The organism is Paraburkholderia azotifigens, assembly GCF_007995085.1.
Classification (GTDB): domain Bacteria; phylum Pseudomonadota; class Gammaproteobacteria; order Burkholderiales; family Burkholderiaceae; genus Paraburkholderia; species Paraburkholderia azotifigens.
This window is the reverse complement of the sequence record NZ_VOQS01000005.1, coordinates 1-21,744: the sequence shown is the minus strand read 5'-3', so window position 1 is coordinate 21,744 and position 21,744 is coordinate 1. Positions and strand designations below refer to the sequence as shown.

The 21,744-nt window shown below is 56.0% G+C and carries 20 protein-coding genes and 4 pseudogenes; 11 read left to right on the top strand and 13 right to left on the bottom strand.

Features of this window, described 5'->3' with window-relative positions:
* Positions 1–172 precede the first annotated feature (172 nt).
* Positions 173–397: a zinc ribbon domain-containing protein gene (locus FRZ40_RS46275; protein WP_420873908.1), complete on the top strand. Its 225-nt coding sequence runs from the start codon at positions 173–175 to the stop codon at positions 395–397.
* A complete protein-coding gene (locus FRZ40_RS46270) occupies positions 352–510 on the top strand; it encodes a hypothetical protein (RefSeq protein WP_420873930.1) in 159 nt (52 codons plus the stop codon). Before FRZ40_RS46275 ends, FRZ40_RS46270 begins: the two co-directional genes overlap by 46 nt.
* A 4-nt stretch (positions 511–514) precedes the next feature.
* On the opposite strand, the gene pdxR (FRZ40_RS31880) is transcribed toward FRZ40_RS46270, so the two are convergent.
* On the bottom strand, positions 515–1,936 hold the full coding sequence (gene pdxR / locus FRZ40_RS31880; RefSeq protein WP_477635195.1) for a MocR-like pyridoxine biosynthesis transcription factor PdxR: 1,422 nt from the start codon (positions 1,934–1,936) through the stop codon (positions 515–517).
* Between the two features lie 214 nt (positions 1,937–2,150).
* On the opposite strand from pdxR (FRZ40_RS31880), the gene FRZ40_RS31870 reads away from it, so the two are divergent.
* Complete coding sequence (locus FRZ40_RS31870) at positions 2,151–3,176, top strand: hypothetical protein (protein ID WP_147236867.1); 1,026 nt, start codon at positions 2,151–2,153, stop codon at positions 3,174–3,176.
* A gap of 598 nt (positions 3,177–3,774) precedes the next feature.
* On the opposite strand, the gene FRZ40_RS31865 is transcribed toward FRZ40_RS31870, so the two are convergent.
* On the bottom strand, positions 3,775–3,999 hold the full coding sequence (locus tag FRZ40_RS31865) for a DUF2798 domain-containing protein (protein WP_147236866.1): 225 nt from the start codon (positions 3,997–3,999) through the stop codon (positions 3,775–3,777).
* A 334-nt stretch (positions 4,000–4,333) separates the two neighbouring features.
* A complete protein-coding gene (locus FRZ40_RS31860; RefSeq protein ID WP_147236865.1) occupies positions 4,334–4,609 on the bottom strand; it encodes a hypothetical protein in 276 nt (91 codons plus the stop codon).
* Positions 4,610–4,689: 80 nt separating this feature from the next.
* Here FRZ40_RS31860 and tnpA point away from each other — a divergent pair, with 80 nt between their 5' ends.
* The 3 genes from tnpA to tnpC all read left to right on the top strand — a co-directional run bounded on the left by tnpA (position 4,690) and on the right by tnpC (position 7,052).
* Positions 4,690–5,073 (top strand): IS66-like element accessory protein TnpA, encoded by a 384-nt coding sequence (gene tnpA, locus FRZ40_RS31855; RefSeq protein WP_158647053.1) that lies wholly within the window; start codon positions 4,690–4,692, stop codon positions 5,071–5,073.
* On the top strand, positions 5,070–5,408 hold the full coding sequence (gene tnpB / locus FRZ40_RS31850; RefSeq protein WP_147236863.1) for an IS66 family insertion sequence element accessory protein TnpB: 339 nt from the start codon (positions 5,070–5,072) through the stop codon (positions 5,406–5,408). The genes tnpA and tnpB overlap by 4 nt, the downstream gene beginning before the upstream one ends.
* Positions 5,409–5,471: 63 nt before the next feature.
* Entirely contained in the window at positions 5,472–7,052 is a 1,581-nt protein-coding gene (gene tnpC, locus FRZ40_RS31845; RefSeq protein WP_147236862.1) for an IS66 family transposase, read from the top strand.
* Positions 7,053–7,250: 198 nt separating this feature from the next.
* Here the strand turns inward: tnpC and FRZ40_RS31840 are convergent, their stop codons facing one another.
* The gene (locus tag FRZ40_RS31840) at positions 7,251–7,733 is read right to left on the bottom strand and encodes a pyridoxamine 5'-phosphate oxidase family protein (protein WP_240057398.1); all 483 of its coding nucleotides are present in this window, start codon (positions 7,731–7,733) and stop codon (positions 7,251–7,253) included.
* 97 nt (positions 7,734–7,830) lie between these two features.
* On the opposite strand from FRZ40_RS31840, the gene pdxR (FRZ40_RS31835) reads away from it, so the two are divergent.
* Positions 7,831–9,264 carry a MocR-like pyridoxine biosynthesis transcription factor PdxR gene (gene pdxR, locus FRZ40_RS31835; protein WP_147236861.1) on the top strand — a complete coding sequence of 478 codons (1,434 nt, stop codon included), beginning with the start codon at positions 7,831–7,833 and terminating at the stop codon, positions 9,262–9,264.
* Between the two features lie 190 nt (positions 9,265–9,454).
* Positions 9,455–10,159 (top strand): glutathione S-transferase N-terminal domain-containing protein, encoded by a 705-nt coding sequence (locus FRZ40_RS31830; RefSeq protein WP_147236860.1) that lies wholly within the window; start codon positions 9,455–9,457, stop codon positions 10,157–10,159.
* A 502-nt stretch (positions 10,160–10,661) separates the two neighbouring features.
* Here the strand turns inward: FRZ40_RS31830 and FRZ40_RS31825 are convergent.
* A complete protein-coding gene (locus FRZ40_RS31825) occupies positions 10,662–11,198 on the bottom strand; it encodes a peroxiredoxin-like family protein (RefSeq protein WP_054924040.1) in 537 nt (178 codons plus the stop codon).
* 1,268 nt (positions 11,199–12,466) lie between these two features.
* Between FRZ40_RS31825 and FRZ40_RS44750 the strand changes: the two genes are divergently transcribed.
* Positions 12,467–12,730: a hypothetical protein gene (locus tag FRZ40_RS44750; protein WP_193567046.1), complete on the top strand. Its 264-nt coding sequence runs from the start codon at positions 12,467–12,469 to the stop codon at positions 12,728–12,730.
* A 224-nt stretch (positions 12,731–12,954) separates the two neighbouring features.
* On the opposite strand, the gene FRZ40_RS31815 is transcribed toward FRZ40_RS44750, so the two are convergent.
* The 8 genes and pseudogenes from FRZ40_RS31815 to FRZ40_RS44825 all read right to left on the bottom strand — a co-directional run bounded on the left by FRZ40_RS31815 (position 12,955) and on the right by FRZ40_RS44825 (position 20,416).
* Positions 12,955–13,371: a cupin domain-containing protein gene (locus FRZ40_RS31815; protein ID WP_147236859.1), complete on the bottom strand. Its 417-nt coding sequence runs from the start codon at positions 13,369–13,371 to the stop codon at positions 12,955–12,957.
* Between the two features lie 468 nt (positions 13,372–13,839).
* On the bottom strand, positions 13,840–14,973 hold the full coding sequence (locus tag FRZ40_RS31810; RefSeq protein WP_147236858.1) for a porin: 1,134 nt from the start codon (positions 14,971–14,973) through the stop codon (positions 13,840–13,842).
* A 378-nt stretch (positions 14,974–15,351) separates the two neighbouring features.
* On the bottom strand, positions 15,352–15,606 hold the full coding sequence (locus tag FRZ40_RS45350) for a helix-turn-helix transcriptional regulator (RefSeq protein WP_240057534.1): 255 nt from the start codon (positions 15,604–15,606) through the stop codon (positions 15,352–15,354).
* A 62-nt stretch (positions 15,607–15,668) separates the two neighbouring features.
* Positions 15,669–16,313, bottom strand: a complete 645-nt coding sequence (locus FRZ40_RS31805) for a cupin domain-containing protein (RefSeq protein ID WP_240057397.1) — start codon at positions 16,311–16,313, stop codon at positions 15,669–15,671.
* 135 nt (positions 16,314–16,448) lie between these two features.
* Positions 16,449–17,254, bottom strand: a pseudogene (locus tag FRZ40_RS46260) (c-type cytochrome).
* Between the two features lie 30 nt (positions 17,255–17,284).
* Positions 17,285–18,870 (bottom strand): annotated as a pseudogene (locus FRZ40_RS45845) (cbb3-type cytochrome c oxidase subunit I); the annotation flags it as partial.
* Positions 18,864–19,353, bottom strand: a pseudogene (locus FRZ40_RS31790) (cupredoxin domain-containing protein). The pseudogenes FRZ40_RS31790 and FRZ40_RS45845, both read right to left, overlap by 7 nt.
* 760 nt (positions 19,354–20,113) lie before the next feature.
* Positions 20,114–20,416, bottom strand: coding sequence for a cytochrome P460 family protein (locus FRZ40_RS44825; RefSeq protein ID WP_338048203.1), 303 nt, complete (start codon positions 20,414–20,416; stop codon positions 20,114–20,116).
* Positions 20,417–21,113: 697 nt separating this feature from the next.
* Between FRZ40_RS44825 and FRZ40_RS31780 the strand changes: the two genes are divergently transcribed.
* Both FRZ40_RS31780 and FRZ40_RS45840 read left to right on the top strand, forming a co-directional pair.
* Positions 21,114–21,527, top strand: a complete 414-nt coding sequence (locus FRZ40_RS31780; RefSeq protein ID WP_275671063.1) for a cytochrome c biogenesis ResB family protein — start codon at positions 21,114–21,116, stop codon at positions 21,525–21,527.
* Positions 21,528–21,612: 85 nt separating this feature from the next.
* Positions 21,613–21,744, top strand: a pseudogene (locus tag FRZ40_RS45840) (cytochrome c biogenesis ResB family protein); the annotation flags it as partial.

Here is a 21,744-nt window from a genome sequence, read left to right as displayed (position 1 = left end):
GAGCTCGAGCGGTCTGTCGGAATTGATCTGGGCCTGCGGGATTTTGCCGCGACCAGCGACGCCAGGGTCATGACGCTCGAGCGGCACTATCGCAAGCTCGAAGCGGAGCTCGGGAAAGTACGGCGCCATCTTCATCGGCAATGTGCACGCTTCGGCGCTCGTGAGGACGCGGATGGCGAAATCCGTGCCCGATGTGAGCTCGAGCCTGTTCCGGACCAAGCTGCAGTACAAGTGCGATTGCGCAGGCGTATGGTTCGATGAGGTCGATGAGAAGTACTCAACCCAGACCTGCAGCTGCTGTAACAGGCGAACTGGCCCGAAGGGCCGGGAAGGTCTCGCGAATGGGCCTGTCTGGAATGTGGCGCGTACCATCATCGCGACATCAACGCGGCAGTGAACATTCTCGCGGCGGGACGTCGCCGTCTTGCAGAAGGAATCCCGTCCTTCCCGCGCAAAGCGCGGCAGCCGCTGGCTCGGGGTGGGGAGGACGTCAAGGTGTCAAGGCGTTGATTCGCTACGAGCGTAGGGGGATCGAGCGCTTTTGGCTCTGCCAGCCCGCGGCGAGCAGGCTAATGCCCTTGGTGATTTCTTGTACCGGTGTTCCGCCAAAACCGAACACCAGCATATCGGACGCACGCCCCGCGCTGGAGAATGTGTCCCCTCTGTATATCCCGACACCTTCTTCATCCGCTGCGCGGCACAGCGAGTCGATGTCGTAACCAGCATTCACTCGTGCGGAAATGTGCAGTCCGCACGTCGAGTCCAAGGGCGTGAGCCATGTGGAGAGACGGCTCCGGATCGCTTCGAGCAGAATCGCGCGCCGCTTCTTGTACTCCACACGCATACCCGCGAGATGGACAGCGAAATCGCCACTTGTCATGAACTGCAGCAAGGTATTCTGGACAAGCATGGACGTTTGCCTGTCGACAATCCATTTTGCCCTCTTAAGGCTATCGAGCAGCCAAGGAGGGGCGACAATGAATCCAAGCCGGTAGGCCGGCGCCAAGGTCTTTGAGAGGGAGCCCAGATAAATGACGCGTTGCTCCCTGTCAGTTGACTGGAGGCATGGTACGGGCATTCTTCCATGGTAAAACTCGCAGTCGTAGTCATCTTCCAATATCACGAAATCGTCTTTCGCCGCACGTGCCAGCAGCGTTTTCCGTCGCGCAGGCGTGAGCGTAACCCCCAGCGGAAACTGGTGATTAGGGGTACAGTAAAGTCCGACGAGTCCGTCAGGAATTTCCTCGACCTTGACCCCTTGCTCGTCCACTGCAAGCGGAAAAGGTTCACTCCCGGACAGCCGCACAATCTCGGCGACGACGGGGAAACCCGGATCCTCCGCACCAAACGACGTCTGTGGTCCCAGCAATAGTCTCGAGAGAAGATCAAGTGATTGGTGCGTGCCGGTCGTAATGACGATATCCCCCCCGGTACAACGAACCGATCGCGATTGCCGCAAATAGGCCGCAATCCGGTCCCGCAAACGTGCATCTCCTTCTGGAGGGCCATATTCCGACAGGCGCCCCGGCTCCATATCGGACGGCCATCGACCTAAGCGCCTGCGCCGAAAAACCTGTTCGGCTTCCTCGGAAACTTTTCCGGGCCGAAAATCTACTTCAACGTCCTTGTCCTGCAGCACGAATGTCTTCACTGGAAGACGCTCAGACCATTCGGCTAGACGTAATCGTGACCCGGAACTAATAGCGGGAGAATGACTCTGTTGTGGACTCGTGCGTACGTATAACCCTGAGCCGACGCGGGCCTCGAGCCAGCCCTCCGCTATCAATGCCGCAGTGGCCTCTCTTATCGTGTTGCGAGACACCCCGAGCTGGATCGCCCAGGTTCGGGACGGAGGCAGACGCTGGCCCGCTTCCAGTCGTCCGTCTGTCAAGGCAGAGTAGATGCCTTCGTACACTTGCTGCTGGATCGGACCCACGCCGTCTAGCCGGATTAAAAGGTCGTCCACGCGGCCTCCCCTGAATTTGACATTTCCGTCGACCGTTCGTTTTCCCAGACGAATGTCTTTCTACGGCCCAATTCACGCGGGCAACTTCGGCCCACATCCTCAATTGCAAAATCTTAGAATCGTTAGGCGTCATCTACGCGGCATATCTCCGCGCTGCGCGCGGTGAAACACTCGGAACCACACTATGAACTCTACGATTGCTCGAGCTGATCGGACCTCCTCACTTTATTGGCACTTCGCGCCGACCGTGCTGGCGCTGGGATATCCGTGGTATCTCACGAAATTCTACGAAGCGACCGGCACCCACAGCACCGCTGGCGCATTGTTCGCTATGGCATTGGTATATGCGGTTCCTGCTAGTGCGTTTGTCAGCCTGTTGACGCTCGGCCGGCTCGATGTAAGTGGAAGGCAAACCGTCATCTTGCGTCGTCTCGCGCACCTGACATTTGCCTCACCGCCGCTATATGTCATCACAGGGGTTCTGCTTTACCTTATGAAAATAAACGGCGCAGACGGAAAGGTTTGGCTCGGCTTGTGGGCTGCCGTGATTGTAGGAAGCCTATTGACACTTTCCACCGAGCGAAGCGATACCGTACTCTCCCGACCGACCGTGAACACGAGTCGAGTCCGCGTGCTCCACGGTGCAGCATCCGTCGCCATTATCGCAGTGTACCTCTTTCCTCATCTGGGTAACCACGCCGTCGGCATCTTCGGCACCGATGTCCATAAGTCCGTCATGCTTGTGCTGCGCCACGTTTATCGGGCCGGATGGTTGGAACCTATTTTGATTGCGCTTTTTTTCTTTCAAATCGTAAGCGGGCTTGTACTATTGGCACCGAAGCTTAACCTTAAACACGATTTTCTTGGCGCAGTCCAGACCGCGACCGGCGCCTATCTTGTCATTTTCATTGCCTCCCATATTAATTCTGTCTTCATCCTCGCTCGTTACTTCGGGACAGATACAGACTATGCGTGGGCAACTTATGAACCGACAGGTCTGATTCGCGACGCATGGTCCGAACGCTTGATTCCTCACTATTCGCTCGGCGTATTGTTTATTCTTTCGCATATCGCCTGCGGTCTCCGGACCGTGATGCTGGCGCACGGTGTAAGTATCCAAAAAGCAAACCGAATCTGCTGGACCCTTATCGCCGCAAGCTCGATTTGGACCGTAATCATCGTGGCGGGCATGCTCGGCGTTCGTATCTAAACTATTGTCTCGCGGGACCACGGCCCGCGAAAACAAACTTCCCTGCCGGGAAAAGCAAATCGGCAAAAAGTTGGACCCTCGACACGCTCAATCCCATCAGCGAGATGTACCTGCAGCATGTTCGCGCCTCGACGGGATTTTCCGTGAGCTCCTTGACTCGGCCAAGGCGGCTTATCGCGGCTCTTCATTTCGCAAGAAAGAAAGCGCGTGTACGTGCCATGCAAGGGAGCATGGCACCGCTGGTAAAATCAGCTACGACCTTCAAGGCGCTAATTGAACGACTTCGCCGCAATCTTCATCGGCAACGTGGACGCTCCGGCGCTTGTCGACGCACGGACGGCGAAATGCTTGCACGCCCCAGTCTGGAGCCTGTCCCGGATGACGCTGCAGTACGAGAAGGACCATCCCGGCGTGCGCGGCTCGAAGCGTTGCAAGAGACACGAAATAAGAGAATGCGCCCGTCTGACAAGTAGTGCATGTCATCAACGCGACATAGGCGACAGCACCTATTTTTGTGGTGGAATGTCAGACCTTGAACAACAAGGCTCTGTCTTCACTGCGCATATCAGCGCAACCCGGAACTCAGCGCAAGGACACTTCAATTTGCGATTCGCTCCGCGAGCTTTCGAATGAACGGGGCAGCAGTTACGACCAGGGGAAGCATGGTCAGCCACGATATTCCCCATGAGGTCAGCCAATGCGATACAAACATGCCGCCTTTGAGAAACGAAATGCTCGCAATCGCGGCCGCGATAGCACTGGTCAGCCCCGCTTGAAGAACACCAAAAACGAAATGAGTATAACGAGATGAGATCTTCAGCATACGGATCACCTTTTGCCTATATCGACGAAGCGCGTTCGCGCGTCGTATCAGGAGATTCCACTGTATGCCCCATCGATGCCTCTCACCAGTCTGTCCCGAGCCAAAAGAATGCTCATTCGTATCATCACATCATGCAGAGCTTAGTGAGCTGAACAATCCGCATTTCGTGGTGGTCATATGCGGGTTTGGTCGTTGGCGACGCCCGTAGCGCCGCCGCGCGAAGGAGTCACACGCACAGCATGTGTCAGGAGGGTTGCCGACACACGACCGCAAGAAGTCGTTATGGTTAGCCACTCGACGGTTAGCCGAGGCTAAAGAGCCTTTGGCAACAGCGTCAACCACGATCAGCCTGACAGCATGTACGGTCAATAATTCGTTGCGCGGCGCTGAACCCCGCCATGAGCGCAGCCGCTTCCGTTCCGAACGGTTTTTCGTTGTCGTTTGTCACGTGAATAGGAAGCGTGAGCGAGTTTGGCATCCCCTTCCCTCCGATGCTCACCTTTGCAACAAAGCCAATGGGCAGCGACGGGACCGCGCCGCCCGTTGCTGCCCAGACGGACTCCAGGTCTACGGTTACTTCAAAACCTTTATAGGGGTACTTTCTGTACATGGTAAGCGCTCGGCAAACCCATCTTGAGTCTGGCTGTAGCGCTTGGGAGTATCGTGTCCACTTAACGAATAAGCGGACACGTGAATACTATCGAATCGGAATCACTCCCGGAGCGTCGTCGTCGTCAACGCTACAGCGAGGAGTTCAAGGCCAAGGTTGTAGCGACCTGTCAGGGAGTCGGCGTATCGGTTGCGGCGGTCGCGCTGGAACACAGGCTTAATGCGAATTTGCTTCGACGCTGGATCGATCAGGCAGAAGGTCGACTTCCCAGAAGACCGTTGGGCCGCCCGCCGGCCACACCACCGTCGCTGCCAGCCTTTGTGCCAGTGGCATTGACAACCCCAAGTCCACAATCGTCTGAGATCCGCATCGAGATTCATCGTGGAGATCAGTCGATAACGGTTAGCTGGCCGACATCAGAGGCAGCACATTGCGCCGCCTGGCTGCGTGAGTGGCTCGCGTGATCCGCATCGATGAGGCGTGGCTGGCGGTCGATCCGCTGGACATGCGCGCCGGCTTCGATACGGCACTGGCGCGTGTCGTCAAGGTATTTGGTGCTGCGCATCCGCACCATGCTTACCTGTTCGCCAACCGGCGGGCCAACCGCCTGAAGGTGCTGATCCACGACGGTATCGGCATCTGGCTGGCATCGCGACGGCTGAACGAGGGGCAGTTCGTGTGGCCTCACTCTGGTAGCGAACCGAAGCATCATGCGCTCACGCAGGAACAACTCGCAGGTCTTGTGGTGGGCTTGCCGTGGCAGCGTATCGGCCCGAACGGTGTGATCCGCGTCGTATGAGGCCAGCAGGGACGTAAACTGTTGCGCTTCCACGGTGTCTGGGGTTCTGGCAGACTGGCCTGCATGAACCTGCCCGCCGATCTCAACGCCCTCAGCCCGGAACAGTTGCGCACGCTTGCAGAGCAGCTGATTGCCCAGGTCCAGGAGAGAGAGCGGGAGCTTCAGGACAAGACCCGGGAGGTCGACGAGAAGGAACGGGAACTGCATTACCGGCAGACCCGTATCGACCAGCTGACTCATGAGATCTCGATCCTGAAGCGCCAGCAGTTCGGCCGGCGCAGCGAACAGCTGGGCAGCGAGCAGATGAACCTGCTGGATGAAGCGATCGACGCGGATCTGGTCGCCATCGAACTGGAACTCGAGCAGCTTAAGCCGGACACCCCCACCGACCCGTCGCGCCAGCAGCCTAAACGCACAGCGCTGCCAGCACAGCTGCCGCGCACAGAGATCCTTCACGAGCCCGATAGCAGGATGTGCCAGTGTGGCTGCGAGCGTGTACGGATTGGCGAGGACATCAGCGAGAAGCTGGATTACACGCCAGGCGTCTTCACCGTTGAGCGGCATATCCGTGGGAAGTGGGTGTGCAAGAACTGCGAAACGCTGATTCAGGCACCGGTGCCCGCACACGTCATCGACAAGGGCATCCCCACCACGGGACTGCTGGCGTCGGTGCTGGTCAACAAATACGCGGATCACTTACCCCTGTATCGTCAGGAACAGATCTTTGCGCGCGCGGGGCTCGCGATACCGCGCTCGACACTGGGTGCGTGGGTCGGTGCGTGCGGTATGCAACTTCAGCCGCTGGTCGATGCGCTCCATCAGGAAATCCTGCAACAGGGTGTGCTGCACGCAGACGAGACGCCGGTGCAGATGCTCAGCCCTGGCTCGGGCAAGACACACAGGGCCTACCTCTGGGCGTATACACCGGCGCAGTTCAGCACACTGCGCGGCGTGGTCTATGACTTCGCCAACAGTCGTGCGGGCGAACACGCCCGCACCTTCCTTGCCGGCTGGCAGGGCAAGCTGGTTTGCGACGATTACAGCGGGTACAAGGCAGGATTCCAGCAAGGCATCACTGAAATTGGCTGTGCTGCGCACGCGAGGCGCAAGTTCTTCGATCTGCACGCCAATCACAGCAGCCAGATCGCCGGGCAGGCTCTGCCTTACTTCGCCAGGCTTTACGAAATCGAACGCGACGCGGCCATGCTGGATGCCGAAGCACGCCGAAGGCGACGTCAGAGTCTTGCCAAACCGGTGTGCGACGCCTTTTACGAATGGATGGTGGTACAACGAAAGCTGGTTTCGGAGGGCTCGGCGATTGCGAAAGCGCTGGATTACAGTCTCAAACGCTGGGAGGCGCTCACGCGCTATCTCGACGATGGGCTCGTGCCCATTGATAACAACTGGGTCGAAAACCAGATCCGTCCATGGGCCCTCGGCAGGGCCAACTGGTTGTTCGCGGGCTCACTACGAGCAGGCCAGCGCGCTGCCGCAGTCATGAGCCTAATACGGTCGGCACAACTTAACGGGCACGAACCGCACGCCTACCTGAAGGACGTCCTCACGCGGCTGCCGACCCATAAGGCCAGCGACATCTCAGCATTGCTGCCGCATCGCTGGCAGCCAACGTTGATCGCCGCCTAGCCCAATTCGTCAAGATGGGTTTGCTGCGCGCTTACTGTACATGTGATTCGCCCGTAAGATTTCGGCGACTGATGTTCGTCCCTCGTGCCAAAGAGGAAATTAAGAACGTCAACGGCGCTTGCCGGTCTCCAGTGTCAGCAAACCGGCCGGATGGCCGGTTTGTCGCAGACTGAGCCTCCAAGTCGTTCGCGGTCTTCCTTACTCCAGCGCGCTCTGATTCTGTTTCTCGACACCGTATTTCGCCATGTATGTTTCTCGAAGCCCTTTTTCTGAAACTCCCGCTCCAAAGCGGTAGGCGGGCGACAACAGTGGTAACGCCTCACGCACATCGATCCGGACGACGTGATCAACCGGATAATCCCGGCCATTCGTCCGCCAAACCCATTCAGCGACGAAATCCCGATCGACATCCCCGACCGGCAACACAGTTGCCCTTCCGTTGAAGCGGTACCCCCGCCGGGAGAAAACATCGACCACATTGATAGAAATTTCCGGATTACGCAGGATATTTTTGATAGTTTGAGGCGAGGCGATATCCGCGAAAAACAGTGCGTCGTTGTGCGCGATAAGCGACGCCTTCGGCGAGAGGTTCGGCGATCCGTCTTTGTTTATTGTCGCGACGAACGAAAGGATCGTGCGCTGGATTATGTCGAGCATCTCGGCAGTAAGAATCGGCATCATAGGCTCCTAAGTACCAGCGGCGGAGTGCCACCAAGGCTTATACTATGGACTTGATGGCATATCGCATAGAGCCAAGACTCCGAGCACTCACCAGGCCATGATTTGCACGAAAACTGGCACTTTATCTGCACCGGATGCGACTTCTAAGGAACCCTTCTACCGGCAAGTCTACGTCCGGTTTCGCAATGCGATCGCCGATGGCCGCCTTGCGCCCGGCGACAGAGTGCCGTCGGCTCGCGCGTTGGCCACAGAGTTGGGCTTGTCCAGGGGAACCGTTGAGGCGGCCTACTCTACGTTGATTGCGGAGGGCTACTTCCAGCCTCGCGGGCAGGCGGGCACTTTTGTAGCGCCCGGCATAAAGCCGCCGTTGTCGGCGCCAGCAACTCCCGGAGATCCCGGAGATCCGCTCGCTTACGCGCCCGGTACGTTGAACATTCGCCCGGTTTCGCTTCTACCGCTCCAGATGGGAATCCCGGCATTAGACGCCTTTCCGCGAAGGCTGTGGACCCGCTTGGGGGCGCGTTGCATACGAGCCGCGCAGATAGCCGACATGGCCTACCCCGCCGCACATGGTCTGGCCGCGTTGCGCACTGCGATCGCCACGTACCTTCAACTCGCACGTGGCATCGACTGTTCTCCCTCACAAATATTCGTCACCTCTGGGTATCGCAACACATTGGAGTTGATCGTTCATGCGCTCCTGAAGCCAGACGATTGTGTATGGGTCGAAGATCCCGGCTTTCCGCCCACCCGATTGCTGTTGCAATGCACAAACATTTCGCCCGCGCCCGTCCCCGTAGACGAGGAAGGGATGATCGTCGCACAGGGAATTGCCACAGCGTCACATGCGCGTGCTGCCATTGTTACGCCTGCGCATCAGAGTCCCCTTTGCATGTCGTTGTCTCTACCGAGGCGCCTAGCACTGCTCGAATGGGCGTCACAAAACAAGGCGTGGATTGTAGAAGACGATTACGACGGGGAGTACCGGTACGTAAGCCGTCCGCTCCCAGCGCTCAAAAGCCTCGATCGACACGGGCGTGTGCTCTATGCCGGCACGTTCAGTAAGGTCCTGTTTCCAGGTATTCGACTGGCATATCTTGTCGTGCCCAAAACAGAAATAGAACGTTTCGAGTACGTCAGCCAGATCTTTTCCGGCGGCGGTCCGCAACTTACGCAGGCTATAGTTACCGAATTCTTGACGGAAGGTCATTTTGCCCGCCATATTCAGCGTATGCGCAAGTTATATGGCGAGCGCAGGAAGGCGGCGGCGACCGGCCTTGAGCGAATCCTCGGCGCGCACATGCGGATTGAACCGCAGCCAGGAGGAATGCACCTGGTACTTCGCATGCGGCGCGGCGGCTCTGATCGTTCCCTCGCCGAACGAATACGCAGTCACGGTATGTATGCGCAAGCCTTAAGCGACTGGAGCATCGGTAGACAGGTAGAACCGGCCCTGCTACTCGGCTTTACTAATATCGACTCCGAAAGCACTGCTGAAAAATTCGGACGGCGCATACTGAAACTCATGTGAGGTCTGGCGGCCTATTAAATGAAGCGATTTTTGGCTCTGTGCTTCTGGGCCATCGCCCTGCAAGATACAAACTTGGTAGCCGTCTATCTCTACAAACGGCTCACGAAGCGCGGTACGCCACCGACCATGCGACCGCAACATACAGCCATCCATCCTCGCATAAACACTGCTCTTTTGGGCGAGTACACCGATGAACGATCTTTCCGCCTTCCCGATCACGCGCAAATGGCCCGCGCAGCATCCCGAGCGCATCCAACTGTATTCGCTACCCACGCCAAACGGTATCAAGGTCTCGGTGATGCTTGAGGAGACCGGGCTACCGTACGAACCGCATCTAGTGCGCTTCGATACGAATGATCAGATGTCGCCCGAATTTCTTTCGCTCAATCCCAACAACAAGATTCCGGCAATCCTCGATCCGGCAGGGCCGGGTGGCAAGCCACTCGCCCTCTTCGAATCAGGCGCCATCTTGATCTATCTGGCCGACAAGGCCATGCAGTTCATCCCGGCTGACGCGGCAGGACGTTATGAGACGATTCAATGGCTGATGTTCCAGATGGGTGGAATCGGCCCGATGTTCGGTCAGATCGGGTTCTTCAACAAGTTCGCCGGAAAGGACTATGAGGACAAACGCCCGCGCGACCGCTACGTTGCCGAGTCGCGGCGCTTGCTAAACGTGCTCAATCAGCGCCTCGCCGACCGCACTTGGATCATGGGAGACGCATATACGATTGCCGACATGGCTACGTTTCCGTGGGTGCGCAATCTCGTCGGTTTCTACGAAGCTGGAGACCTGGTCGGCATCGCCGATTTCCCGCACGTGACGCGTGCATTCGAGGCGTTCCTCGCGCGCCCAGCCGTTGCGAAGGCTATCGATATCCCAAGCCGCTCGTAGAACACACCGCTTCGAGCAGTGGCGACCGCCGCATATGACCAGCGGACGGCTTCCTGCAAGGAACACGGATTGGTTAGCAGCAGATTTGGCGTCTCGATGCCGGCTTGTAGCTTAAAGTCTCTCACCGAGATCATTCGTGAGCGTTAGCTCGATGCTGCAAGTCTGTACGCAACAGTAACGGTGGTCCCACTGACGGCCTACGGTGTTTTCGCCGTTACCAACGGCACCTTTCAGATGCCGATGCGAACGGCCATGCCGGTTGGCGTCAACTCTCGGAGGCGACCTGTGACACTGCAGCCATCAAGTCTGGGCAGAAAAGCGTCTTCAAGGCGATCATCGGCTCCGTGTCTCGCGACCGCGCACGACGATCGCACTGCGTACACACGTCGTGCACACTCGCGATGGTGCACACTGCAGACTGCGGGCCATTCCTAGGGAGGTTCTAGCTGCGCATTGAGCGCTCGCCCTTCATGGACAACGCTCAATGCATCACAAAACGGGCTTAAAGGTCGCCTGTGTACTCGCCGCGTGCCGGGTAGTCATGCTGAATCGCGAAATCGAGAGCCTGCAGTAGCTCCTTAAAATTGGGGCGCACGAACGGCATGGACTGGACCGAAAGATAGTAAATCGTCCGGTCCGGACGTAGCAGGTACAAGCCGGGTTCGGAGAACATTTCAGGTTCATCGACCCCGATGGACGATTTGCCACGAGATGTGGAGATATAAAGTCCCCATTTTCGGGCTTCCGTCAGCGGTAGACCATAACCGATGCGCAAGCTGTTAGCCGCAACCTTTTTCTGCATCTCTCTCGCGCGAGGTTCGCTATCGGAACTGATGGCAATCGTCGTAATGCCTCGCTCAGCGAATTCTGGCGTGAGTCGTTCCAGCTCCCTTAGATACATTGCACAGGTGGGACAATGAAGCCCGCGATAAAAACAAATCAGCGTCATTCGCCCGGGCACTTCCGAGGCGAGATCGAACGAACCATGGTCCAGGGTATCAACGACAAGCGCAGGTGCCGTCTGACGAGGGAAAAGCATCGCGTAACTCCTTTCATAATCAAAGATTCGCGCCGGCCGACGCGAACGTTCTACTTTCGCATATTTTTTAGAGCGAGGGATTCGAAAGACATGACCAAGAGTCGGGCGTTATGCGTCAAGGAACAACGCTTAAGACATAGTTCCTCCAGCCATTACCCAATGTAGAGGTGGTTCTCCTCTTTCCGCAAGATGTCCGATTCCAATAAGAAGACTGCAAGAAAGGCCGAACTCTCTAAGATCTCACCTTCTATCCGGGTTTCTCACCGAAAACAAAGGCAATCTTAAGTTTTTCTTCATACTGATATGGCATACTGCGAGACTCTCAGGTTCCTGGACTAATGGGCCCTCGGAATTCCCGGAACCCTTTTGGCCGGCGATTCCATGCGCCGGTCACTTTTCCGTCCCGCCTGTCCAATTTTTCCTCACATAAGTACCACCTCAAACGTCCGGATGCCGCCCGTTAAATTTGTCGCTGCTATTTGCCATTTGCTGTGCGCTGTAGCACCGATTTTCGTAGTTCGTTACTGCGTAACGATTCAAAAGGTAGGGATGCAAGCTTAAGTAAACTTCATGCCTGGCCGTTATTGTTAGTTTGAAGGTGCACATATCTGCTCATGCCGTTTGCAAAAAACTCTCGACACTCTCTACGCGAACCTCGCTTGAGCGTGGCAGTCCTCGACACATGGCAGCGAACTTCGTAGCGTCGCACTAGGAGCCGAAGCCGGCCGCCAACGACGTGAAGATGCTCGTGTGGGAATCTGCGGTAAGGGCGAAGGATGGCGCCACATTTTTCGCCTGAGGGCTCCGCCCCCCGCGATCGACAGCGAATGAATCCAATCATCTATCAGATTGCCGCCGCCTCGAGTGAACAAAGTTCCGTGGCGCAGGAGGTAGGTAAAACCACATCGCATATGGATGCCATCACCGGGCAAACATGCCGCTATCGTCGAGCAGACGACGGCGGCCGCTCATGCGTTCGGTGACCAGGCAAAGCGCCTCGCATCCGCGGTATCCATTTGCCGACTAACCAATGAGGTGAACCACAGTGAAAAAAGATGGCACACCGGCGACGCGACCTAGCGGTAACTGAAACCGATGCGACTAGATCGATTGCTAGGCTGGCTCTTCATACTTGCCGGCTCTGCCTTGCTGTTGTGGCTGATAGTCACGCACTGGTAACTCGCAAAATGCCGCGTTGCTAGCACTTTCTGGCCCCCAAAGAGACTATGGAGCACCGTTTCGGCTAGCGTCCTCAAATGGAGAGTGAGGTGATTCTGGAAGACGAAATAACAAAGCTCGAACGATCCGTCAAGACGTTGATTCACCGCCCGACGCTGATCCGTCGCGACTACTGGACCGCCGAGACACAAAAGCTTCTGCTGCGCCCCGGTCTGTCGGTAAAAGATCGCCATCGGCTATCCGCGCTACTCAGTCTTCTTAACGGCACTCTGGTGACTGCTGCGCAAGAGTGGTCGTCCTCGCGCCATGGACAGGCCGACCGGATCGATAGCAACGCATGCGACTTGCCATAGCGAAGGCGGACCGAGGCACTGCAACGATGCCCCATTGGATCTGGACAACGCCGTAAAGAGGTGTGACGCCCGAGCGCTGGCTCGCCGCTCGGGGCGGCTTGCCGCGCCGGAGTGCGAAAAGCAACACTAGCAGCGGTGCAACGCCGTGCCCCTCATCAGAGACCACCGTTACCCCTGCGGTCAAAATCTGCATGGACAGATTGGTGCACCACCAAGTTAGCGCATTATTCAGCTGGGGTCGTCAGGGGCTTGTCGTCGGTATCCACAACGAATACCGCGAGTAGCTTAGCGGTCTGGGTATTGCTCGCATTGCGGCTAACGCGGTGGATCGCGCCCGGCTCCTCAAAAAAGCTCTCACCGGCGTGATAGACCCGTTTCGGACCGTTGTTCACTTGCGACTCGATAGCACCCGATACGACATAGGCATAAATAAAAGCTGACTTCGCGTGCTTGTACGCCGGCGATGCTCCGGCGGGAGCGTAATCAACGACTACGGCCGTCAAAGACTTGCCGGGAATGTTGGGGATCCCGTGATCAAAGTTCGGCGTGACCGTTTCGCCTACCCCCTGCGCCACCGCGGGCAACGCGACAGTAAACGCAACCGCTGCGAAGGCGGTGCCGATGACAGATGGAATTTTCATAACCAACTTCTCCTGTAGACAATTGAATTCTGGTTTTCTGATGAGTCGCCGGAAAGGATTAGCGATGTACAGTCCTCGCCCGGAAGGCGGCAAAAAACCCGATCATCAGAGAGGAACTGCGAATGTGTTATAACGATCCGCGGATTCTTCTCTCCCCGCGTGGGACCAGCGGTGCTAGCGTCGCTTCCCTTTCGTATCCGTCACCAACGACTTCCACCAATCACGACTTGCGGCGGTTGGTGCGAGGTCATCGGCGAAAAGTTCAGAAAATCTGGCAGTCACACTGATGACCTGGCGATTCTCGAAAAAATGCCCATTGAACAGTGGAGTTATATTGCCTCCGCAGGAAATACATAGTATCGCCGACATGTACGACACCGCGTCCTCAAGTAACGTTCGGTACTCACCTACCGTTCATCGCCTTCCTTAACGGCTCCCGCAGCATATTTCATCGTTTCGGAAGGTCAATTAGAAGGCGTGCATGATGCCTAGCCGTCCGACAACCTGATGAGAATTGCTGGACACGCCCGCGGATCCCGGCACATATGCATTGTCTAAAATCGTATCGGATGTTCCACTGACCTTTTGATAGATCACCTGAGCATATAGGGCTGTCCGACCTGAAAGGGAATACTGGCCCATTAAACCGACTTCATTCCAATGAAGAGAACGATTTGACTCATCTCGACCGAGATTGGCGTGTGAATAGGTGTACATCGCACCTACGAACAAACTGGTAGTGAAGTTGTATTTAACGTTGACTTCCACGTTGTCGAAAGTAACGCTTGCGAGGTCCTTGCCTAGCGAGCCTACATATATCGACGACTGAGGCTGCTGCAAGTGTACATGCGTATAAGCGATGCCAACCGCGGTGGCGCCGAGCCCGTAGGACACACCAGCTCCATATATCTTTTGATTGTTCGCGACAAAGCCGTAGTCATCTGAGGACACTGTCCCGCTCGCGCTCGCCCCTGGCGAAGAGAGGTCTTGGAAAACAGCCGCCGCCGTGAACGACTTATACGCATATTTCAATCCAACACCGTACATACGATTTTCCGCGAATCCCCCGGGAGCGTTGCTAAAACCATAGAGTGCGGTCACGCTAACGCCAGCGATGACGGGGCTCGTGTACTTTACTGAATTATTCGTATGGAACGACGCATCTGTGTTGTCATTGTCTACCGGATGAGAGAATAGATAACCGGCCCAATTTCCATTGGCCGTCATCGGCCCAATCGTATCAGTCACGGTGTCGAACTGTCTTCCCACTGTAAGTGTCCCGACGGCGTCCGATTGAAGGCCTACATACGATTGATATCCAAACAGACGCCCGCCGTAGTATGCGCTGCCGTTGTCGAGAACAATTCCGCTTTCCAGGTCGAAGACTCCGTGAAGTCCGCCGCCGAGATCCTCTGTTCCTTTGATGCCCCAGCGACTGATAACAAGATCGACGCTGGATGTCTGCCACGCTTTGTGGCCTCCAACATTGTTGGTGAAATTAACGCCTTCATCTAGCGCGCCAAATAGAGTAACGCTACTTTGTGCGTTCGCCGCGGCGCTTAGGAAAAAGCATCCCACTGTGACTATGACGTTGTTTCTCATCTCGCACCGTCTCTGTGTGGTTTCAACCTGCTTTCCCCATGCCAGTCAACCAGTTGGTCAGCCGCTCCTTGCGGGCTTCGTTTTTGTCACTCACCTAGCCCCATTTCTCCGGCTTCTTTGCATCGTCCATGAATAACCCGCTTCTTCATTGCTCGGCGAAACCTTTTGGCCATTTCGTCTCGGCGACGAGCTACAGACATATCTGTACTTCAAACGAGCAGCAACAGTAACACCGTGCATTTCAGCCCACGCCTAGCAAAAAAGTGGCAGGCAGGCGGGTGTTGAAAATGCGGATGACCCACCATGGTCGAGAGAAAGCGCGCCCGCCGACCGGCGATGCCCTCCGGCCGTCTCTCGTCTCTTCGCCGGCTACAGAGGCTACTCGGGTAGGCGCTCTCGCACAGATGTCAGGCGACGTCGGAATGTGCTCGGGTCCAAGCCGTGCCGGGCATTAAACGCCAGTGAGAAGTTACTTCGACTCGAGAAACCTACCATTTTCGCCACTTCTGCTACCGGATAGTTGGTGGTAGCCAGCAATTCCGCGGCTTTCTTCAAGCGAACAATTTTAAGCATCGCCATTGGCGACTGGCCAAACGCTTTCATGAACTGCGCAGCGAACGCTGAGCGGCTCATTCCGGCGATGTCTGCCAGACGCTCGACTGACAAGGCAGACGCCGATCGCTCGAGGATCGCTTCTAAGGCACGGGCGAGACGCCTGTCAGCGACGCCGGCTGCCCACGGCAGGTCCACCCCCCGTTATCTATCTGTCGCCGAAGCACGAGGATCAGACACTGCTTCAGCAGCGCTTCGACCAGGGTACGCGAGCCAAGCCCCGGACGCGCGGACTCCGCGAGCAGCAAAACGAACTGGTCTCTCAATCCTGACTTGCCTTCGAACTGAGCGACGAGCGGGTGTCGCAACGTCTTGAACGGGTCACTGCCCGAAGTCGTGTCAAGACGCAGTTCCCCACATGCGGTGGAAATACCGTTGTCGCCACCACCGACTTGGACAGTCGGAACAGTCTCTTGCCAAGGCCAGTCACCGACACGCGAGCGATTCGTTTCGCGCGTCGCGCACGATTTGCCGCTCTCGATTTTGTAACCGATACCTGGCGGCAGAAGTACGAAACTGTGCGCGCTGAGCGATACTCGTTCACCGTGTTGAGTTATTAAAACACCGCTTCCGTCCATGCAGTAATGCAGACTCGCCGTCGCGCAGGCCTCGAACCGAGCGCTCCAGCCATCACGAATGTCACAGAGCGTGAAATTCGCCACGCCGATGTCCAGAGCGGCAAGAAAGCGTTCCAGGACAGGAAGCTCACGTAACTGCGCGTTTTTCATGGGCGAGTCCGAGACCAAATCGACTACGAAAAAACAGTTCCTAGTCTACTAGGAACTGGCTGCTCCGGTATTCTCGGGGAACTGACTTCGTCCTGCCTGACCACGATAACAAAGTCAGCGCCCGTGCTGATGGTGTCAGGGCTGGGATATTCGTCCTTCCGAATCCGTGAACCCGCTATAGTATGCCGCCGCGTCCTTTATCTCTGTTTCGGTCAGATTCCGGGCGATATTTCGCATCTGCTCGCCGGAATCATTATGTCGTTGACCTGCTGCAAAGGCATGTAGTTGAGCACCCAGGTAGGATGCTGAAAGACCCTGCAAAAATGGTGCTCCGGCCTTGTGATCAATGCCTCCGTGACAAACAGCACAGGAAACGACATTCTTTATAGGGTTCCACGCGCGACGATCGGCGGCACTACCTCCGTCGCAACGCCGCCCGTCGAATGCCTGATGAAGCGAAGTAGTGTGCGAGGTCACGCATATCTCTCTCGGATAGTCCTTTGACCATCTGGGTCATTATTACATTGGTTCGCGCACCACTTTGAAAATCTGAAAGCTGCTTATAGACGAATGCAGCGTCTTGCCCGACCAGAAGCGGCGCAACGGCCTGAGATGCGTTGTGGCAGGCAGCGCATCGTGCTGCGAGCACCCCGCCGCGCCGCATCGCCTCAGGGTCGTCATGAGCAAGTGTCTGCGGCGTTATAGTAACCGCACTTACCGCGCCGTCAGCAGGATAGACGATTGATTCACTCTCCGCCCAGTGCGGGATACCCCCGCCGCGCTGCAGATCGCATTCCATATGCCTCGAAACTGAGGGCCGCCCTGCACCGACGGCAGAAGGACAAACCCTATCGCAGCAGCGGTGGCCGCGACGGCGAGGTACCGCACACGCTGCCTACCAGCCATCGGTTCGTCAGCGAAAACACTGGCTTCGCGTCCATGTCAATGCCCCTGGCCGATCGGGATTCCAGCACGGAGGTGTCTGGGCGGGCAATCAGTGACGCAATCGGATATCCGTAGTTAAACAATGTCAGACCGATCATCAGGGCGAGCCAAAGTCGAAAGCCGTTCAGCGCAGATGGCACACTCTCTGTTCGATGAATCGGCACACTAAAGGTGTAGTCCTCAACTAGATCGACCGTCGAGCGGTGGGCGCGAACCAAAATCAAAATAAAGAGGAGACCGGCGACCAGACAGATGACTCCGCAATGACCGATACGATCACAGGCATCGCCTGAGACGAAATTTCGCCATTCGTATAGTCGAAGTATGCCATTCTGCGCGGCATACCCATGATGCCCACCAAATGCCAGGGGATTGTAATACCATGATTCCGATGAACCAGAGCCATAGCTGGATACGGATCAGTCGCACGTCTGTGATCGCGCGCCCAGTAATCTGCGGCCACAGGTCGTAAGCAATCACAAAGTACATGATCACGACCGCCCCGGCGAAGATGAGGTGAAAGTGTCCCGTTACCCATTGGGTGTTATGTATAGTCGAATCTAACTGGTAACTCATGTTGATGAGTCCGCCTGCTCCTCCAAAACCCAACATCACAAACGAAAAACTGATGGCGAGCATCATGGGTTGCCCCATGGAAGGGCTTTTAACCAACCAATGACTCCCTTCCCGCCCCGTAGCCGCCCTGCAATCTCAACCGAGGCACAGATTGTGAACACCGTTAGCAAGGTAGGAATTGCGACCAATGCCGTGAAGACCGAGTGCATGAATTTGAAGCCCGATCCCACTTGTGGATCGGCGAACAGGTGATGTATGCCGATCGGCATTGATACAACCAGAAACATTACGAAAGATACCCGTGCCATCAAATCGCTATAAAGTCTCCCGCCGATAGCACGTGGAACGATTGTGTAATACGCAATGTAGGCGGCATCAGCCAGAAGTACACAATTGCATGCAGCGTCCAGGAATAGAAACGCGTGCGAGACCGGCATCAATGTGTGTTTCCATCCCAAAGCACCGGAATAATCTGAAAAATGATTTCGATTGCAGCACCGACGGCCGTCCATCCCCACAGGTATGCGCTCGCGACACAGGCAAACATCGGAAGGGGAACGGGAACTCCCGGATTCGCGCGCTTCCATATCGCGAGGTTACACCCATCAGCGCAACCCATATCCATGACCCTACAACGATCAGGACGACGCCTATGTAGTAAATCGAGCTGCCGATCATCGGCGGATAGAACGTGTACAGAACGGAAGCCGTACCCTTCGCTATTGTGATAACGGCCAGCACAAAGCCCAAAGTAACGGCGCCGAAGCCTACCCACGCCAGCTTCACTCCGACAATGGCTCGCTTAAGAGAAAGCTCAATGACTGCGTATCCGAGGGCCATCGCGACGAGAGTCGGGAAGACGTACGCCATAGTCGAACCGTGCGCCGACACGGATCGATATAAATTCCGGATCCTTTATCCACGGATGTAGCGGACTTCTCACGTACATCTGCCAGGCGCCCAACGCCAACGCAACAGCGAAACTCGCGAAAGCAAGCCAGAAATGAAGAAGCACAAGCCGCTTGTTAATTAACACAGTTCAGCCTCCGTTCGCCCTTTTCGTTTAAGCATTTCGAAAAAGGCGGCGCGCTCTATGATTTGACGCGCGCCACTCGCCTGATGACCCGTCCGCAGTATTCGTGACAAGGCATCAAATGCTCGGCTGGCTGCGGAAACACCGTTTTAAACGTGGATATGTAGCTGGTTCGATCATTGAATTGATGTTAGTCCCCGTTACAAGCATGCCGTGGATCGCATCAGCGCTGGTAGCTCTGAAAGTGATAGGCGTGTTGGCTGGAAGAAGAATACATTGAGGTGTGAACGAATACTGCTGCGCCAGTACCCGGACGATAACAGATCCGTCTTTTGAAGCGGCGCTTCCCAGGTTACTTTCAGAAAACTCACTATTGGTTCCAGGGATGCGATGCGTATCGTTTCTACTCTGGACGGCGGCATCATCGGCCCAATGCAATCCAGTGAAGACGACCGTCAGCATCATGATGAGCATGATTGTCGACATCAAAATCGCCCACCTTCGTTCAATTTATGGACGATACTGACTGACGGATTTCCCTGATTTTGTCGCTCATTGGATAACGCCACGCGGAAGGAAAACAAGTACGTAAAATACGATCCATATGAGGATCACGATTGCTGTCGAAGTACCTGCTAGCACAATCGCGCCCTTCGGGCCATCGAGAACAATTCGTTCAACGGCTTGATCGTCGTCTTCTTTCGGGTTCACTTGGTTTTCCCACGGCAATTCTGGACAGGGTTGAACATGTCGAGCATGCAAAGCTTTAAACGGACCCGCGACGTCAACACCGAAATCCGGATCGGGTACGCGCGCGCGAAAAAATCCCAGCCAGGTGTGAGTCCTTGCTTGCGCGCAATCGCGAGCTCGCCGAACCGACCCGCGAAACCACGGCAGATTTATGTACGGCCCACACTGGACTCGCTCCAACCACGGCACGGGTTCGCGTGACTAATAGCAATCGCGCAATGCGATTGCCGATCCGCCGGCCGTTTATTGCGAAAACTGTACCCACCGGCCCCACTTCTATCATGCGGCACTGAGCTACTAAACGCTAACGAGTCTCCGCACAAGCAGACATTGCATTCGCAGGGAGCGCAACGCACCCGCACCTGCCTCGTCGCGCTGATCAAGACGGAAGGCACCCCGATGACCAGCGCGGTGTCAGCATATGCGCCGATGGATCTAGCTAGCGGCTATAACCGCGGCGCACGATCTTATTGAGTCTCAGGCTTGTAGTTCGGGTTCAGGTGCCATCATCGTCGAGCAGTCGATAGAACTGCGTCCAGACGTCATCCTTCTTCGCACTGGCAATGTGGCAGTATGCACATTCTTCTTTCGCCTTGACTTTCGCCATCTTTGCCTTCGGCTCAAAGTGATTGAAGTTGAAGTATCCCCAACCGTCTGTCGCGGCGAAACGCTTTGAATCTTTCACAGTGACATCGGCGCCGTTGAACTTCCCAGGGAACAGGCCGCGACCGGACGGCTCATTTCTCGAACCGTCAGGAAACTGCTGCGGCGTGGTCAGCTGAAGTTCTTTGACAAAAATCGTCCCTTCAGGGAATTCGCCGGTTTTCTTGTAGATTGCGTACGAACCGGCTCAATGTAGACGTTGTGGTACTCGGGGAAGTTTGCCTTCCCTCCATTTAGAGCGTTCGGCGTCAACGGACTTCCGACGTAGATCCATTTGGTGAAGTTCTTTGGAAGCAGAAGCTGGCCATCTGCGGTGTATTGCGGCAGTTGCCGCTTTACCGTGGGAAGGTCTTGCCCATCCGAGTCAGCCCAAGCGCCGGTGCTAAAATCAACTGCGCTAATACTGAATTGAGAGTCGCTTCAACATGCGGATTCTCCTATACGTGAACGAGATAACCGGAATCTAGTACGCTTTGCGACGTCCCAGTCCGTAGCCTGTGTTGGCTACGGAATTAAATACTTTTGGCGCTCATCATTCAACGATCCACAGGTATATGAATCATGCCCTTATGGTTGCACCACGTTGATGCCGCGAGCCAGCGCGCTGCGACGGTCTCTCAGCCCGCCCCAATGGGGAACATAGCTCGCGAGACGAGTTGATAACGCCTGACCGTTCGATATACGCATGTATAGTCAGCCACTCTTTGTTCTCACCAAAAACTCGTGTAGAAATCAGAATTGAGATTGTTTAATTTCCCGCTGCCGCCGACATTCGGAGTGACAGCGATACCGATCCTTTACACCCGTCTTAATCACAATTATCTGGAGTGCCCTTGAGCGAGCGTCCGACGGCCGAAGGCCAGATTTGCTTGAGAGTTCGTAGAAATCCATACGAGCTCAAGCACGCCATTGATCTTCTCAGGTCGATGCGCTTTGCCATAGCTTTGCTGGTGATACTGGCGATCGCAAGCATCGTCGGCACTGTCCTCACACAGGAGGATACGTACGTCAATTATGTGAACCAGTTCGGCCCATTTTGGGCCGACGTCTTCCGCGGGCTAGATCTGTACGACGTACGGGTCCTGGTGGTTCATGCTGATCCTGGTCTTCTTGTCATTTCGGTCTCACTCTGTGTAATTGACAACGCCCCGAAGATGGTCCGGGACGCGCGCAGCTGGAAGGACCGCGTCCGCGAAGGAGCTTACGCGCGTTCCACCACAAAAGTGAGTTCCGCGCAGCTGCCCTAAGTGGCGTTGAAACGGCCGAAGTCCTGATGCGCCTCGGACGTCAGTTGGGCTATAAGCTAGTCACCGCAATACCGACACCGGCGAGATTCTGATTGCAGGTAAACGTGGTGCTCTCACAAAGCTAGGCTACATTTCGGCCCATTTGGCGATCGTGGTCATCTGCATGGGCGGCCTGCTGGACAGCAATCTGCCTATCCAGCTGCAGATGTGGTTCTCC

Excerpts from the sequence above, each read along its gene's own strand:
- FRZ40_RS31810 (WP_147236858.1), bottom strand. The coding sequence starts at position 14,973 with ATGAGAAACAACGTCATAGTCACAGTGGGATGCTTTTTCCTAAGCGCC.
- FRZ40_RS31860 (WP_147236865.1), bottom strand. The coding sequence starts at position 4,609 with ATGTACAGAAAGTACCCCTATAAAGGTTTTGAAGTAACCGTAGACCTG.
- tnpC (WP_147236862.1), top strand. The coding sequence starts at position 5,472 with ATGAACCTGCCCGCCGATCTCAACGCCCTCAGCCCGGAACAGTTGCGC.
- FRZ40_RS31825 (WP_054924040.1), bottom strand. The coding sequence starts at position 11,198 with ATGCTTTTCCCTCGTCAGACGGCACCTGCGCTTGTCGTTGATACCCTG.
- FRZ40_RS31865 (WP_147236866.1), bottom strand. The coding sequence starts at position 3,999 with ATGCTGAAGATCTCATCTCGTTATACTCATTTCGTTTTTGGTGTTCTT.
- FRZ40_RS31830 (WP_147236860.1), top strand. The coding sequence starts at position 9,455 with ATGAACGATCTTTCCGCCTTCCCGATCACGCGCAAATGGCCCGCGCAG.
- FRZ40_RS31840 (WP_240057398.1), bottom strand. The coding sequence starts at position 7,733 with ATGATGCCGATTCTTACTGCCGAGATGCTCGACATAATCCAGCGCACG.
- FRZ40_RS46275 (WP_420873908.1), top strand. The coding sequence starts at position 173 with ATGGCGAAATCCGTGCCCGATGTGAGCTCGAGCCTGTTCCGGACCAAG.
- FRZ40_RS45350 (WP_240057534.1), bottom strand. The coding sequence starts at position 15,606 with ATGAGCCGCTCAGCGTTCGCTGCGCAGTTCATGAAAGCGTTTGGCCAG.
- pdxR (WP_147236861.1), top strand. The coding sequence starts at position 7,831 with ATGATTTGCACGAAAACTGGCACTTTATCTGCACCGGATGCGACTTCT.
- FRZ40_RS31805 (WP_240057397.1), bottom strand. The coding sequence starts at position 16,313 with ATGAAAAACGCGCAGTTACGTGAGCTTCCTGTCCTGGAACGCTTTCTT.
- FRZ40_RS31870 (WP_147236867.1), top strand. The coding sequence starts at position 2,151 with ATGAACTCTACGATTGCTCGAGCTGATCGGACCTCCTCACTTTATTGG.
- FRZ40_RS31815 (WP_147236859.1), bottom strand. The coding sequence starts at position 13,371 with ATGAAAATTCCATCTGTCATCGGCACCGCCTTCGCAGCGGTTGCGTTT.